Source organism: Mycobacterium sp. C31M, assembly GCF_053345865.1.
The window spans coordinates 63253-79290 of record NZ_JBKFAX010000012.1 but is presented as its reverse complement, the minus strand read 5'-3'; the positions used below and the strand labels follow the sequence as shown (position 1 = coordinate 79290).

Annotated in this window: 9 protein-coding genes; 5 read left to right on the top strand and 4 right to left on the bottom strand. The window is 58.2% G+C overall.

What is annotated here, in order from left to right:
- Nucleotides 1-195 precede the first annotated feature (195 nt).
- The gene (locus ACLBYA_RS18950) at nucleotides 196-1122 is read right to left on the bottom strand and encodes a restriction endonuclease (protein WP_447710976.1); all 927 of its coding nucleotides are present in this window, start codon (nucleotides 1120-1122) and stop codon (nucleotides 196-198) included.
- Between the two features lie 111 nt (nucleotides 1123-1233).
- Here ACLBYA_RS18950 and ACLBYA_RS18945 point away from each other — a divergent pair, with 111 nt between their 5' ends.
- A complete protein-coding gene (locus ACLBYA_RS18945; protein ID WP_447710975.1) occupies nucleotides 1234-1464 on the top strand; it encodes a DUF2188 domain-containing protein in 231 nt (76 codons plus the stop codon).
- Between the two features lie 320 nt (nucleotides 1465-1784).
- The gene (locus ACLBYA_RS18940) at nucleotides 1785-5429 is read left to right on the top strand and encodes a ribonuclease H-like domain-containing protein (RefSeq protein WP_447710974.1); all 3645 of its coding nucleotides are present in this window, start codon (nucleotides 1785-1787) and stop codon (nucleotides 5427-5429) included.
- Here the strand turns inward: ACLBYA_RS18940 and ACLBYA_RS18935 are convergent.
- Both ACLBYA_RS18935 and ACLBYA_RS18930 read right to left on the bottom strand, forming a co-directional pair.
- Complete coding sequence (locus ACLBYA_RS18935; RefSeq protein ID WP_447710973.1) at nucleotides 5409-6443, bottom strand: helix-turn-helix domain-containing protein; 1035 nt, start codon at nucleotides 6441-6443, stop codon at nucleotides 5409-5411. The two genes, ACLBYA_RS18940 and ACLBYA_RS18935, sit on opposite strands and share 21 nt — an antisense overlap.
- A gap of 15 nt (nucleotides 6444-6458) precedes the next feature.
- Nucleotides 6459-7106: a hypothetical protein gene (locus ACLBYA_RS18930; protein WP_447710972.1), complete on the bottom strand. Its 648-nt coding sequence runs from the start codon at nucleotides 7104-7106 to the stop codon at nucleotides 6459-6461.
- A 611-nt stretch (nucleotides 7107-7717) separates the two neighbouring features.
- Here ACLBYA_RS18930 and ACLBYA_RS18925 point away from each other — a divergent pair.
- Nucleotides 7718-8269 (top strand): hypothetical protein, encoded by a 552-nt coding sequence (locus ACLBYA_RS18925; protein WP_447710971.1) that lies wholly within the window; start codon nucleotides 7718-7720, stop codon nucleotides 8267-8269.
- Between the two features lie 660 nt (nucleotides 8270-8929).
- On the top strand, nucleotides 8930-11485 hold the full coding sequence (locus tag ACLBYA_RS18920) for an ATP-dependent DNA helicase (RefSeq protein WP_447710970.1): 2556 nt from the start codon (nucleotides 8930-8932) through the stop codon (nucleotides 11483-11485).
- A gap of 23 nt (nucleotides 11486-11508) precedes the next feature.
- Here the strand turns inward: ACLBYA_RS18920 and ACLBYA_RS18915 are convergent, their stop codons facing one another.
- Nucleotides 11509-12684: a Shedu immune nuclease family protein gene (locus tag ACLBYA_RS18915; protein ID WP_447710969.1), complete on the bottom strand. Its 1176-nt coding sequence runs from the start codon at nucleotides 12682-12684 to the stop codon at nucleotides 11509-11511.
- Between the two features lie 221 nt (nucleotides 12685-12905).
- On the opposite strand from ACLBYA_RS18915, the gene ACLBYA_RS18910 reads away from it, so the two are divergent.
- Nucleotides 12906-16025, top strand: coding sequence for a DEAD/DEAH box helicase (locus tag ACLBYA_RS18910; RefSeq protein WP_447710968.1), 3120 nt, complete (start codon nucleotides 12906-12908; stop codon nucleotides 16023-16025).
- Nucleotides 16026-16038: the final 13 nt, after the last annotated feature.

Genomic DNA, 16038 nt, shown 5'->3' with positions numbered 1-16038 from the left:
TTCACCGGAGTCGAGGCCTCAGCAACACCTTGAGCTGGGCGTCGGTCAGTGGTGCATCGTGAGCGGCCATAAATGAGATCCTGCCTGGTGTTCCGCATGTGGTCGCGATGGAACACGCAGTTGGTGAGTCACAAGGCCGAGGCTGAAATGCGGTTGAAAGTTGCCACTCTGGAAGCGGCGGAGGCGCCGGTAGCGCTAGACCAACAGGCTTCTCGCGGCGAGGTAGCAGTCGCCTGTTTCGTTGACGTGGCGTTTCTTGGCGCGGAGGAGCTCATCGAGTCGGATGCGACCTTCGAGGACCATATAGATGTCTTCGCCGGTGAACACGACGAACGGGCTTGCCGAGTCGTACTGTGCGAGCGCGTCGCTACTGAAGTTATTGACACTGACGAACAAGCCAACGGCATTGCGACCCTTGCGTTCCACTTTGGTCTTGAACACATCGAGGTCGCCACGTCCGGTCGGCTCCTTGCGCCAGCGGGCCTCCACAACGTAGTCGTCGGTGTCGAAGCTCAGCGACCCGTCGATCTGTTCATGAGGCAGGTCGTAGCTCAGGCGAGGCTCCATGTCGAACAGTAGGAACACGTCCCTCAGAAGAACTTCGAACGCCTTGCCTCGTGCGTGCGGATCGTCAGCAGCGTGCATCAGCACATACTGCTCGCGAAGTGAGTCGAGTTCATCCGAGAACCGTCGAAGCGCCGCCTGTCCGGCCGTATGGGACTGCCGCGCCGCAGCTGCATTTTCTCTTGTCGTGACATGATCCCGATACGGCGCCACGAGGACACGGAGTGCGCCGACAGCGTCTTCGGCCCGTCGCAGCCAGGTTGCTCGTTCGGAGGCATCCTTGATTCGTTCGATATTTGTAAACCGGGTCATCGACGCGATATCGAGCATCAACTCGACCGTCGTCGTTTGATAGGTCGATTCGTTGGCGGCCAAGCGGTCGATCAACGCGTCGGCAGTCTCGCGCTTGCTGACACCATCGAAATCGAGACCTACGAGCAACTCCGGGCAGTTTCTCAATGCGTCGCGCAGGATGGACTCAAACGCCGACTTGTTCCACGTAATGAGCGACAGGGCGTCGCGAAGCGCTTGGTAGGCCTGCGCCGAGATTCGCTTCACTTCGCCATCGTCGCACCGTCGGGCGCCAAGTCGCGGGAAGCCCGGCCGGGTGGTCTCCGAGATTGTCGGTGTGTGTACCTATCGTGAATCTTGCACGGAAAGGAGTGGACGATGGCGAATGGCGACATCGAGACATACCACGAAGACGGCGTTTGGAAGAATCGGGCACAAGGTGGTCAGCGCGCTTCCAATACGGCCGAGACGAAGGCCGAAGCGCAGGCTGTCGGGCGACAGATGGCGATTGATCGTGGCGTCGAGCACGTCGTCAAGAAGCTCGATGGCACGATTGGCGAGCGCAATACCTACCCACGCAGCCGCGACAAGAATCCGCCACCGGGATAGCCTAACCATCGATCGGGATCCTCTAAGCTGCCGCGCCTCAGCACCGCGGTAGAGCGCAGTTGCAGCTGAGACTGGGCTAAGCCGGCCTTATTGGGGTGGTCAGGTGGCGTCCTTCGCAGGGCCGCGGCGAATGAACTTGACGTCAGTTGCGCGACTTCACGGTGCGCAGACTCCATCAAGCGCCTTGCCAGTCAGTGCTGGCGTTGGCGTCCATTTATGACGTTGAGGCCGACCCGAGCGGTCGCGGACGTGCTGCGAACCACGCGGCTCGAAGCTGAAGCTAACCCGTGATCGATGAGTGAGCCGATACTGTCGCATCCATGGCAGACCGCATAGCTCTGATGGACAGGCTGGTTACCAAAGCCGAAGGTGTGCGGTCTGAAGCGACGATTCAATCTGACGTTCGTATGCTCCTGCTCGATAGTGAGCTTGGATTGAGCGACGTACAACTTGAAGCCCAGGTCGGAGACAAGCACCGACGTATCGACGTCGAAGTCGGTCGTACCGTCATTGAAGTCAAGAAGTCGCTCGACAGTCCCTCAGCGGTTGCCGCCGCATCCAACCAACTCTCTGACTACGTACAAACCCGTCAGCAGGAGGTGGGGCAACGGTACGTCGGCATCCTTACCGACGGCGCGATGTGGATCGCCTTCCATGAAGTCGATGGACAATTAGCCGAAGCGACGCGCCACCACGCGGACGTCGGCGACACCGGCGCCCTAGCGCTGCTGAATTGGCTGGAAGGTGTCTTAGCTACTAAGCAAACCATCGCTCCAACTCCTGACGAGATTCACGACAGGCTTGGAGCCTCTTCCTCATCCCACGCATTGGACTACGCAACATTGCGTGCCATCTACAATGATCACCGCGACGAGCCGACCGTTGTGTTGAAACGTGAACTGTGGGCGAAGCTCCTTACGTCCGCTTTGGGTACTCAGTTTTCAAACACTGATGAGCTATTCTTAGAGCACACGCTACTGGTGAACTCGGCAGAGGTCATCGCGCACTTGGTGCTCGACCTCAACGTGACCGAAATCGCGCCTGAGACACTGCTTTCCGGCGACCTATTTGTCGCTGCCGGAATATTCGGTGTCGTCGACCGCGATTTCTTCGACTGGATCATCGAAGTCCCCGGCGGCAGCGGGTTCATTTCTTCACTCGCGCGGCGCCTATCGCGGTTTGACTGGTCCAATGTCGAGCACGACGTACTGAAGGTGCTCTACGAATCTGTCATTAGTCCTGAGGTCCGCAAATCACTAGGGGAGTACTACACACCAGACTGGCTAGCGAAGCGGGTCGTCGGTGAGGTTGTGACGGACCCCGTCAATCAACGAGTACTCGACCCCTCCTGTGGCTCAGGCACTTTTATCTTCTACGCTGTGCGGAGATACCTCCACGCAGCTGAACAATCAGGCATCCCGCTGACTACGGCGATGGCAACGGTCAGCTCCAGAGTCATCGGTATCGACCTGCATCCCGTCGCCGTCGCGCTGGCAAGAGTTACCTATCTCCTAGCTCTCGGCCGACACCGGCTCGCCGAACCCAACCGCGGCACACTCGCGGTACCGATCTATCTCGGTGACTCCCTCGGCTGGAATCAACAGCAGGAGCTACTCACAATTGACGACCTTCGAATACCGACAAATGTCGGAGACCAACTGCTCTCAGCGCCACTGGTATTTCCTAACCACCTACTCGCTGATTCTGCTCGCTTCGACCAGATCGTCACTGACCTAGTCGAGGAGAGTGGTCGCGCCAAAGGAACTAACAGGATTCGACTCAGCGACGGCACTGTCCGCCGCCTCGCGATTGCGCCGGAAGATATAGCTGTACTAAACGAAAACTTTATGAGACTGAAGCAACTCCATGAAGCCGAGCGGAATCACATCTGGTCCTACTACGTCCGAAACGTCTCACGTCCAGCCTGGCTCGCGCGCGAAGAAAACCGGGTGGACTGCCTCGTGGGGAACCCTCCCTGGCTGAGTTATCGCTTCATGACCAAGGAGATGCAGAAGGAGTTCAAAGCTCTATCCAAGGCGCGTGGGTTCTGGCATAAAGCTTCGACTGCAACGCAACAGGATCTCGCCGGAGTGTTCGTCGCATGTGCTGTCGAGCGGTACCTCAAAACCGGTGGACGACTTGGCTTTGTAGTGCCGAACTCAGTCATCGACCGCGATTTCTGGACTGGGTTTCGCAGCGGGGTATTCGATGGAGCGGGAGTAGAATTCGACACTCCGTGGGATCTCAGGCGTATTCGGCCGCACATGTTTCCCCGGGGCTCGGCGGTCATCTTCGGGACGCGGACGCCCGACTACAGGACGATGCCAGCGCAGGCGGTCGTGTGGCGAGGTCGCGCGCCTAAGCGTCACGTGGCGGCAGAGGACGCGGTGGGCCTTAGCCAAGGCCTCGAGGCGCTTACAATCGCCAGCGCCGACGACGATGTATCCTCGTACCATCATCGTTTCTCCACAGGCGCAACGCTTTTCCCGCGCACTTTCGTCAGAGTGCAGGAGATTCAGGGACCTCTCGGTGTACCAAGCGGCTCAGTGTCGGTACGTTCGCTGCGGTCATCGACTGAGAAGGCGCCGTGGAAAGATTTGCCAGACTATTCCGGCACAGTCGAGCGTCAGTTCCTCCACCCGGTTTATCTCGGTGAGCATGTTGTGCCGTTTAGGACCCTCGCACCGGATACTTTCGTGCTACCTCTGACGCCAAGAGGTGAAGTGCTTGATCCGGGCGGATCCAAGATCGATGCGTATCAGGGATTGGCCAAGTGGATGCGAACGGTCGATGCCGTTTGGCGTGAGAAGAGTTCTGGGAAAATGAGTTTCGCTGAACGACTCAATTACATGAACGACCTGACTAATCAACTCCCGGCTGGACCGATTAGGGTCGTCTACCCTTCAGCAGGGATGCATGTCCACGCAGCCATCGTCAGCGATCCCCGCATCGTGATTGACTACAAGCTGTACTGGTGCGCGGTGTCGACCAATTCAGAGGCTCATTACCTGACCGGTATCCTGAATGCGCCAATACTCACGACTCTGGTTCGGCCACTCATGTCCTACGGGAAGGATGAACGCGATGTGTGCAAACAGATCTGGAAGCTGCCCATCCCAAATTTTGACCCGAATGATCAGCTACACCTAGATATCAGCCGGTTGTCGCAAGATCTCACGGAGCTATTCAATCAACGCAAACTGGTCTCCGACAACTACATCGCGGTTCGCCAAGACTTTAGATCTGTCATCAAGGAGTCTCAGCAGGGCAGAACGCTCGACGCACTTGTCCGAGAGCTGCTCGGTGAGCCCGACGAATCCGACCAAACTGCTGCAGTGCACAAGGGCCTGCTCAGGCTAACTACTAGGCCGCTCGATATAACCGCGGACATTGAGATAGATATCGATCTCGAACACGACAGTGCCGGCCGCACCTACCTTTGGGGGTACCTCCTCACAGAGGATGGAAAATCGACGTACACTCCCATCGGGTCCGCCGAAGCTGACGCCAATGACCGTGCGCTCGCCGAGCAACTCGAATTGGCGGTCACAACCATTGCGGAAGACGCGCTTAAGCAAGGCAAAACTTGCCGGATCTTCCACTACGGCTCTACGGAGCCGAGATTCCTGACCAAGCTGCTGGGGCCTCAGGCCGCAGGTCTATTGGGCATCTCCACCGACCTACTCAGCGTGATACGTCAGCACTACTTCTCCGGTATTGGGTACGGCCTCAAGCGGCTTGCGTCAGAATCTGGATTCACCTGGCGTACAGCAGGTTTAACCGGTGCAGACACACTGGAGCTAATCGTACGGGCTCGTGCTGGCGACAACGCTGCCTGGGCCAAGATTGTCGAATACAACGAAGACGATACAAGAGCGCTTCGTGCGCTTCGTATGCACCTTCGGCATTCCGAGTCTGAGACTCTGGCGTCGACCGACCTAACCTCACCCCGGAACGGCAGTTAGCGTCAGTCCAAAGACATGTGACCGCAGCTCATCTGCCGGCACTCCGAGGTCACAAGCGATATTGGAGGGGCGTACGCCATCCTCTCGCAGGCTCTTAAACACTTTCGTCAGCAGTTGGGATGATTCCCGACGGATACCTGACGGCTCGCCCCGTCGATAGCCCATCCGCGAGAGTTGAACGCAACATGAGCGGTAGCCCCACTCGGTCAGTAGCCCAAGCTCATTCAGCCGATGTGTTAGCGCCATCGCAGCAACATTCCAATGTCCCTTCGCATGGAGTATTCGAGGAACAGAGGCATCTCGAAGTCCCGCAGCAAGAACGCTGCCGCGAGGCATAAGGAACGCCGCGGCGAATCGGTTTGCTTCGAGCTCAGCCTGAGGCCCGTGCGGCACTTCATGCTCACCATGGAGAACAAGGTGCCCCAACTCATGAGCAGCATCGAAGCGTCCGCGTTCGCCGGATTTCGAGGTGCTCAGAAAAATGAACGGCTGCGTATGCCAATAGAGCGAATAGGCATCGAGCTGAACATTGTCGGCAGTCAGCGAGTAGACGCGCACGCCATGTGCTTCGAGAAGATGCAGCATATTCGCGATGGGCTTCTCGCCAAGACCCCACCGTGCACGAACTTCCTCTGCCGCCGACTCCGGTGGCCGCCCCGTCAGACTCGGAATGTCGGATGTTGGCAGCGCGAAACGCGCTTCGATCCAATCGTTGATTAAGATGGCGACTCGGCCGGCACTTAGCGCTGTATCTCGTTGCTTGGCTGTCATTTTGCTTAGCGCGCGGAAGCTCACAGCATCAATCGGGATCTCGTCGATCTCTCCTGCCCGGAGGAACTTTGGATCAACTTCAAGCACGTCAGCGAGCACGCTCAACGTCTCATCAGAAGGCGACTTGTGGCCGTTCTCGAAGGCAGAGAGACTCCTCGTGCTGATGTCCGTGAGCTGGGAAAGGCTGGTCAGCGTCAGGCCACGGCGCTTACGTGCAATGGCCAGCCGCGATGGGTTAAGCATCGCTGTCGGTTCGAGTTAGCTGCGTCGGCTAACTTCAACCACGTAATCACCGGTGTCATCCTCGTCGTCTCCGCGCTTCTTGGCCGGTACGACCGCTTCGATTGTGAAGGGTGGAAGGATGATCCGCTCTCGCCAGTCAACGATATAGTTGCCCTCAAATCCGCTCGGCAGCGAGAGCTCGACCTTGATCTCAGTGTCGGTGACTGTGTAGAGCAGGAACCAGGTGGCAAGTTGGTCGACTTCGGGTTCAGTTTCTTGGACAGGGTTCGAATCGCCGAAATCGAACGCAAGCTGATCGTTCACGTCGACCGCGAGTTCGGTCGCGGCGCCCTTCGGATTCTTAGTCGACGGCGTGAGATCGGGGTCTCCAGTTGCCTCATCGCCAGAAGTGGAGACGATCGCAAACTCCCGGCTCGGATTGATCGTTCTGCAGAGGTTGCGGGGGTTGTCGTAATCCCAGCCTAGGGGGACGAGTTCCTCGCGCAGGAAGCGTACCGTCCGTCCGTAGCGGGTGAACCCCGCCATCGTGGGCGGGTCAAACTCAGTGCAGGTTGCGGCCTCGGCCTCGGCGCGCAGTATCGATCGCTGGATGATCTCGACGCTGAGACCGAGCTGTTCGAGGCGGCTTAGTGCTTCCTGTTCAACGACGACCCGTGCTGCCATTGTGACCTCCCGTCACGAGTAAGTTCCTGAAACGTTACCTCATCTGAGGGGTAAAAACCGGAACCACACTCTGGAGCTGAGCCGTCGTGTCGGGTTCGCACGGTCGCCAGTGTTAATCGGATCCCCGGGGCGCCACCAGCGACGTCGCGGACCAACACTCCTTCATTGCCTTTCTCGAACACGGGCGACGCCCTTTGCCGACGCGACGGAGTATCGCCGCTCGCAGTCGGCGACTGGTTCTGACTGACCTATTAGCCGCGACGCAGGCCTAACTCCAACTGGACAATCGTCAGGTTGTCGAGCATGCGCGCGCCTTCGGGGGTGAATACGGACGGCTGCGAGCAGCTCCTATGTCACTTCGGCTGGATCATCCGCCGTCCGAATGCGCGACGAAGTTCATTGAGTACCGCGGCGCGTACTCGATGGGCGGTATCGGCTCAGCAGAGTCGTCGACCACAAAGCCATTCTCCCTAACGCGTGACGGGTCAGCGAGCATCACTTCTCGATCCGCTGATTTCTGAATCCGTATCAGCGTGCAACCGGCGGTTGTCCTTGATCGTGGGTTGGCGATCCGGTACCGGGCGTTCGACGCTCCTGGAAGAATTACTGAGATGGGTCCGCGCGGCATCCCCACCGAGTACAAGGGGATCATCTACCGATCACGGCATGAGGCGAGATATGCGGCCTTATGGGATTGGCTCGGGTGGCGACATACCTACGAGCCGTTCGATGCTGACGGCTATATCCCCGACTTTCTCATCGAGGGTAACTATCCGCTTATCGTCGAGGTCAAGCCGGCGGCGACGAGACACGAGCTCGAGGCGGAGATCCCGAAAGTGTTAGCGGGCCTAAAGAAGCACTGGCAACACGACTTTCTACTCGTTGGATACAGCCCGTTCCCGAGCTTCGATGACGTGATGTCTGGCGAGAACATTCCTGTTATCGGGCTGCTGAGCGACGAAAATGGATGGAGCGACGTGGGCCCGGGGCACTGGTTCCGCTGTCAGGAGTGCAACACCATCGGCGTCTTTCACGGCGAGGGAAGCTACCGCGGGCGACCTTGCGGTCATTGGGACGGCGACCACCACCTCGGCTCTGTCAACGTTGACTTCATCCGGGAAGGTTGGGCGCACGCGTGCAATGTGACGAAGTGGCGTCCATGACTGTGCCCTCGCCCTGTGCGGAGCATGCCGGAGGGGACGGCCAAGTCGTCCGCAGTGCGGTCACAAACGACTGCGGTCAGACGTAGCAGACGCATCTATGGGGCTGTTCGTCCCGTGATCCGCGCGGCCCGCACCGACATACGTAATCACCGGCAGCGTTAAATCCGCAAAGTTTCCACGGCGGTGACATACGCTGAGCCCGGCGTTTCGGGGGGAACGAAATCAATCTGACCTCGGCAAACACCTGCACCGACCTATGCGTATCGATTACGAAGTGCTTGGATAGCTGAGGAGACACGACCTACATGGCGCGGGCCGAGATGAGGCTAAAGGCGAACCCGACCAGGGCTTCAAAACAGAGGTTCTGGGGTGGTACCGATGGGCTGCGATGCGATCAGGATCCGAACGAGTACTCGGTTCGCAGCGGCTGTTTCTTGCGGAAGGGGACGCGTCGGAGCCACATGGCGGCACAGCGATCGAGCGCCCGCCGCGCGCTTTCCCTTGGGTCGAAGGCAGTGAACAGATCGTGACGACCATCGCCGGCCAGATCCACGCCGTCGACACGCGATCTGTGGAAACATCGAATCGCTCGCCGACCAACGAGATCTTCTATCCCAGAACGTTCTTGCTCAGCTGCGCAACCTCATCGAGGGTGTTGCGATGCTTCTGCAGTCCGGCAACCCCAATGACGAATTCCACTATCCAGCAGTCGATTCTGCGCTTGCCTTCGTAAAGTCGAAAGCGAACCTCAACTTCCTGGGGAAGTTTCACAAACTCACCCAGATCAGTACCTCGCACTACACGGTCGATGGTGACGCCTCCGAGCGGTTGATGCTCAAGTACTACGAGTACCTTCACCGCATCCGGAGCCTGGCCCGCGAGAAGTGCGGCATTGACATCCTGGCCAACTTGGAGGCCTTCCCGATCGATCTGGATCCCTCCCTACGGGAGTACCACGAGAAGATCACCGCAGCGATTGATGCTGTCCGGTCGAAGCCACTCGATAGCGGACCAGGAGTCCGGTACTACATCCACCGAACGAAACCGTTCTTCGTCGGCGGACGGATCTTCTACGAGGTGACCTTCTTCAAAGCCGTCAACAAGGTGAGCAAGTTCGACCGGGTGATCGCATTCACCGAGATCGACATGACTGACAAGTACTCGGCGTGGTTGACGCTGGAGAGTGCGTCGATCACGGTCCTTGACCAGAGGATGCCGATCACTATCATTCGTGACTGGAAGGTCTCGATCCGCCCGTGCGAGTTCGACAACTTCGCCCGCCTGTTCGACATCGACACCAAGGTCCGAACGAACGGACCCGAATACCGCTACCTCATGAAAGGGCTAACTAGCGGAAGAGGCTCGTTGCTGGACCTGATGGACATGTCGGATGCCAAGTACGCCGCGGCGAAAGAGGCGGCCACCGTGAGCGTCAGCAAGCCGCAGATATTCCCGGCTCTCGATGAGGCACGCCGCATCATTCGAATTAAATCGCCTGGGCACAACCTGATTCGATACCTCATGCAGCGGATGCATAACCAGATCCTGAAGCCGCAGTACAACTGGGAGGGCTGCCAACGGTTATCGGGGCTCAACCTGCAGTGGGGCTGCATTCCGTTCGACGAGATGCCCTTCTGTACGTCGCCGATGGCGCATAACCCGCGCTACTGGGATCTAGTGGAGTGCCTCGACTCGACCGGCCGAAATCACGAGCTGCTCGCTCGCCGAGTCAAGAACAACGTTGAACGCCGTGCTGTGCTATACACACCCGTCGTGGAACTGGAGGATCTCGGGGATGTCGCTCAGCTGATCCGTACCTACAACCAACGGCTCTACTGGAAGCATCGTGACCTACGAGGGCTCGAACAGGACAAGGGGCACGTCTTCATTCGAAAGTACGAAGACGATACGGTTGCGATCGTCGGGAAACTTCAGGAGTTCGCCGCATTAGGCATCGACGGGTACACCGATGCAGTTCAGCACTGGCTCGATCAAACGCCGCGGCTGATCGATGACGAGGCCAAGAAGGATGCGCTGAAGCGGCTGTTCAGCCAGTCTAAGGTTGCCCTCATTTACGGCGCCGCGGGTACCGGCAAATCGACGATGGTCGATCACATCGCGAACTACTTCAACGACAAGACGAAACTATTTCTGGCCCATACCAATCCGGCTGTCGACAACCTGAAGCGCAGGGTCACTGCCCAAGACTCGACCTTCCGGACAATCCGCAGCCAGACGTATCAAGGAGGCTCAGAATATGACCTCTTGGTCATCGACGAGTCCAGCACGGTCGGCAACGCCGATCTGATCAACATCTTGGAGAACACAACCGCCAAGCTGGTCGTCCTCGTGGGTGACGTCTACCAGATCGAGGCGATTGAATTCGGAAACTGGTTCAGCATCATCCGTTCGTTCATACCGAGCGCGTCGGTCTTCGAACTCACGACGCCGTTCCGGACCAAGAACCCGGCGCTCCTGGGGTTCTGGCAGAAGGTCCGAGACATCGACGACGACATCGCAGAGGTCATCTCACGCAACGGTTACTCATCCGTGTTGGACCGGACTCTGTTCGAGCCGCAGGGCAAGGACGAGATCATCCTGTGCCTGAACTACGACGGCCTGTACGGCATCAACAACATCAACCGCTTCTTACAGAGCAGCAACCCTGGCAAGGCTATCCGGTGGGGCATCGCCACCTACAAAGTAGGTGATCCGGTGCTGTTCAACGAAACCGAACGGTTCAGGCCGCTGATCTACAACAACCTCAAAGGTCGAATTGCCGCAATCGAGCAGTTCGAGGATGGCGTGCAGTTCGATGTCATCCTCGACCGCGACGTGTCTGAATTCGACGTCGACGGTGTAGAGCTACACTGGGTTGCCGACAGTACGGTGCGCTTCTCGGTCTATGACTACGACGTCAGCGACGACGACGATGACTCGACGAACACGACGGTGCCGTTCCAGGTCGCCTACGCCGTTTCAATCCACAAAGCACAGGGCCTCGAATATGACTCCGTCAAGGTCGTCATCACCGACGCCAACGAGGATGCCATTACCCACAACATCTTCTACACCGCTGTCACACGAGCTCGCGACAGCCTTCGAATCTTCTGGACACCGGAGACGCAGCAGGCCGTTCTTCGCGGGTTGAAGCGAGACGTCAACACCAAGGATGTCGCACTACTATCGCGCCGTCGCAGCCTCACGCCGATCTGAGACAGAAACGCGAGAACAGCTAGCTAGACATCCTCGACGATGAAGCGGGCCCGCTCATACAGTTCGTCAAAGGTGATGATCTCGACATCGTGGATTGAGTTGCGATACTGCTCGAAGGCCGAGGTCTTCTCAGGATTGGGGTTGCCGCCGACAGCGAGCTGTTCGAGATTGCCGAGCACCACCACTCGCTTGGGTCTGATTGAGGACACCTGAACGTCCGTTGGTGTCCCGTCATCCTCGTATAGCCGGTGGATGTCCGTACTAATTTGGCGGATCGCCTTCTCTGCTGTCTTTTGAACCTGCGCGACCGCCCCATTCAATTCGCGTGATGTCTGATAGACATCTGGCTTTCTATACGCTTCCTTCTCGAGCAGTGGAGCGTCCGGCGTCTTGATCTCACCGAAGACAAGGCTGCTGATAAAACCTTTCGATCTCATCACGGCGTCGCTCCGTTTGCCGGCACCGGTGAAGATGTTGGCTCCGGTGGTGATCTTCTCTAACTTCTCGCCGTCGAGCGCTTCACATGCGATGAGCGAAAGCCCGTAACCGAATATCCACTGATTATTCTCAAAGAAATTCTGCCAAACACCCTCGTCGCCGGGCGGCTGCTTGCCTGGCTTCTGCAATTCGAGGCGTCGTTCCTCGAAGAACGCCGAATCCGTTAGCAGCGACTTGAAAATTGCTAGCTGCTTTTTCCGATTCGAGATGATGCCGATGTCGCGCTCGGTGAGCGATTCGCCCACCGCCGCCTGGACGGCGTTGAGCACTACCTGTCGGTCCTCGTTCTGGAGCAGCTGGGCGAGTACCGCGCTGTCACCCGTGACGACTTGGAACACTGAATCCGGAAGCGAAATCCCCTTGAAGGACTGGATGAAGTCGATCAGCTTCCAGAAGTTCTCATGGCAGGAATCGGTGTCGACGCTCGCCTTGATGACGGTCGTCGTCGCGTCCGCATCGACGGTGTGATCGGCCGTCTTCTTGCTGAACTTGGTCTTGTCCTTCTTCCAGAGTCGGATGCGTGGCGAGAAGCCGTCATCCTTCTTAATCAGCGTGATTTGGCAGAGCGTACTGACCCGCTGCCGGTCCTCCAGCACGAAGTCGGTGATGAGCGTGTTCCGCTTCGTATCGAAGAAATAGTGAAATCCGCCCGGCTGTCCGCTGTCGCGGATTTCAAGCGCGGAGAAGTCGTCCTTCTCCATGTTGAATTCGCTACCTTGTCCAAATGGCGCCATTGAAACCTCCTACCTTAATTGTACCTTTAACTGGCGCAAATCTTGACGGAATCATCTCGGTTCTGTAGCGAGGTGAGGCTGATTGTTCGAGCAGTCGTGGCGTCACCGACTTCGAGCGCTTCGGCACTATGTCGCATGTTAGAATTATGACAAGCTTGCGGGATGTGATCCGAGGCGTGTAATAGTCAATGGCAACGATGCCGGGGGAACACGTGAAATTCCACAGTCTCTTTATTGGTATCGATCGATACTACGACCTCAGAATCAATTGGCTGAACGGCGCAGTGCGTGATGCGAACGCATTGCATGCGCTGTTCGCCGACACGATTCCTGGCTCGTCGCATGTGCTGCTCACCGATGCCGACGCGACCGTCCACGGGATCCGTTCTGCACTGGAGACTCTGGTAACTGATGCCGGACCAGATGACGTTGTGTTCATCTTCTACGCGGGCCACGGCTCGGACACCCATGAGATCGTCTGCTACGACACAGACGTCGCAGACCTCGCAGCGACGTCGCTGCCGCTGGATGAGCTTGCCGACACCCTTTCCCGAATCAACGGCAAGACGGTCCTGTGCGCGCTGGACTGCTGCTTCTCGGGTGGTCTCGGGAGTCGCGTGTTTGCAACAGGTCTCACGTCACGCGGGATAACGCGTAAGACACCCACAGACATTCTGTCCCGCTTCATCGGAACCGGCCGGTTGGTGTTGACGGCTTCCGCGGACGATGAGGAGGCATTGGAGTCCGCGCTTCATCGTCACGGACTGTTCACCTACCGACTGCTGGAGGCGCTGCAGGGAGTCGACGATGTTCGCGACGGCGATCAGATCGATGTGTTGAAGGTGGTCGGTTACGTCACCAACCGCGTACTTGCTGATGCCGCCCAGCTTTGGCAAGTCCAGACACCGACGCTCAGGGGTCAGGTCGACGGAAGACTGCTTTGGCCTACGTTCACCGCGGGGTCGAACTACGGCGCACTCTTCCCGGATCGGGTACGTCAGCCGGCGACGAGTGACCCTGCATCCCTTGTTCAGTACGGGCTTCCGCAAGAGGTGCTCGACGGCTGGTCCGGCAGTATCAGCCAACTCAACGACCTGCAGCTGCGAGCCATCAACGACTATGGTGTGCTCGACGGCAAGAACCTTGTCGTCACTGCCCCAACGTCTTCGGGCAAGACGATGATTGGCGAGTTGGCCGCGATCAAGGCGTCAGCGTCGCGCGGCCGGACGGTCTTCCTCCTGCCGATGAAAGCATTGGTCAACGACAAGTATGAACAGTTCACCCGTGTGTATGGCCCGCTTGGTATCAAAACCATCAGGACGACAGGCGACGACAGTGATCAGGTGTCTGAATTCCTGCGTGGGCAGTACGATTTTGCACTTCTGACCTATGAGAAGCTGACACACCTCGTGCTCGGAAACCCGCACATCCTTGACTCGATCTCTGTTGTTGTCATTGACGAAGCGCAGACCCTCACAGACGAGAGTAGAGGGTCCAATCTCGAATTCCTCATGACACTGCTCAACAACCGGCGCGGTCAGGTCGGGTCACCACAGATCATCACCTTGTCTGCCGTCGTCGGAGATATCGGTGGTCTCGACAGGTGGATCGGTGGTGGCCACCTCCAATCCTCTGTTCGGCCAGTTGCACTGCAAGAAGGCGTAATCGGACGCTCTGGAACGCTGCAATTTGTAGCGGCAGACGGTACGGAGGGCAGTACCCCGGCATTCGTTCAACCGCTCCGTCACGACGGAAACCGAAGCATCGTCATTCCCCTGGTGAAGCGGCTCGTTGACGAAGGCAAGAAGGTCATCGTCTTTCGCGTCACCCGAGCCGAAGTTGCAGAGTGTGCCGGGTACCTATCTCGGGCACTTGGCCTTCCTGCGGCAACATCCGTCCTGGAGGCGATAGCCACTGGCGAGGTCTCGGCCAGTACGGAGATTTTGCAGCGCACACTGGCCAATGGAGTCGCGATCCACACCTCTGATCTTGACCGCACAGCACGGCGAGCCATCGAGAATGCGTTTCGCGACCCGGACTCGGGACTAAACGTCATCGTTGGCACCACAACGCTTGCAATGGGTGTCAACACGCCTGCGGAGGCGGTTGTCATCGCTGGCCTCACGCATCCGGGCCCCGAGTCGAGGCCGTACACCGTTGCCTCGTACAAGAACATGGTGGGACGGGCTGGTCGGCTCGGATTCTCGACCGCTGGTGAATCGTACCTACTGGCAAATGCCGAGTTGGGGACGGCGAACGCATGGCACGGCTACGTCCATGGAGAGCTCGAACCGCTGCGTTCTCAACTGATCACAGACGGCGATCCTCGCACGTTGATGTTGCGTGTCTTCGCTCTTTTTATAGGCGCGACAGGTGAATCCGTTACAGAGGAGGACGTTATCGGCTTCCTGGATTCAAGCCTGGCCGCACAGCAAGCGCGAGAAGGTGGTAACCAACAGTGGACTCGAGATGAGCTGGGACGCGGTTTTGATCAGCTCGCCAACGCGCGGTTGATCGAAGTGGACGCTGACGGGTATCGGCTCACGTCGCTCGGCCGCTTCGCTGGTGAGTCTGGAGTCCATGTTGACTCGATCGTCCGGCTGTCCTCTGCGCTGTCTGGAGTGGACATCTCCGCGATCAAGAGCACGACGCTCATCGCTGCAGCCCAGCTCACGGTTGAAGTTGATGAGGTGTACATCCCGGTTAACGGCCGCAGAAACAGCCCCGAGCCGCAGATGTGGACGAATGTGCTTGTGCAGCAGCAGGTCGACAGAGTGCCCTTACGGGCCATACACCGGACAGCAGCCGACACGGCGACGATCGCTCGTCGCACGAAGAAAGCATCATCTGCAATCTTCTTGATCAATGGCATCGAGATGTCAGTGCTGGAAGCGAACCTGAACCAACACCTACGAAATCGGCCCGCGATGGCCGGCGTCGTTCGCTCTGTCGCCGATCGGATACGTGACCTTCTGCCTGCAGTCGGAGCCGTACTGAAGGAGCTCTATCCAGACAACGCCAGCGAGGTTCAGGCTCTGGTCGGAAGGACGATCACCCGCCTTGAGTTCGGCATCCCGCCAGACCTGATCGACCTAGCGCAACTGGGGCTCGGTCTCAATCGCCAACAGCTACTCGCGCTGAAGAATGCGGGGCTCACAGAGCTGCAAGCCGTTGTTGATGCGGACACCGAAAGCCTGAGCAAGGTTGTCGGAAACAAGAGGGTTGCGCAGACGCTGCAGGCAGCCTGTCGTGCAGCGATCGAACAACGGATTGCAACAGAAATTGACCTAGCACCGCCGACCGAGTGAGTGACGTTGGCAG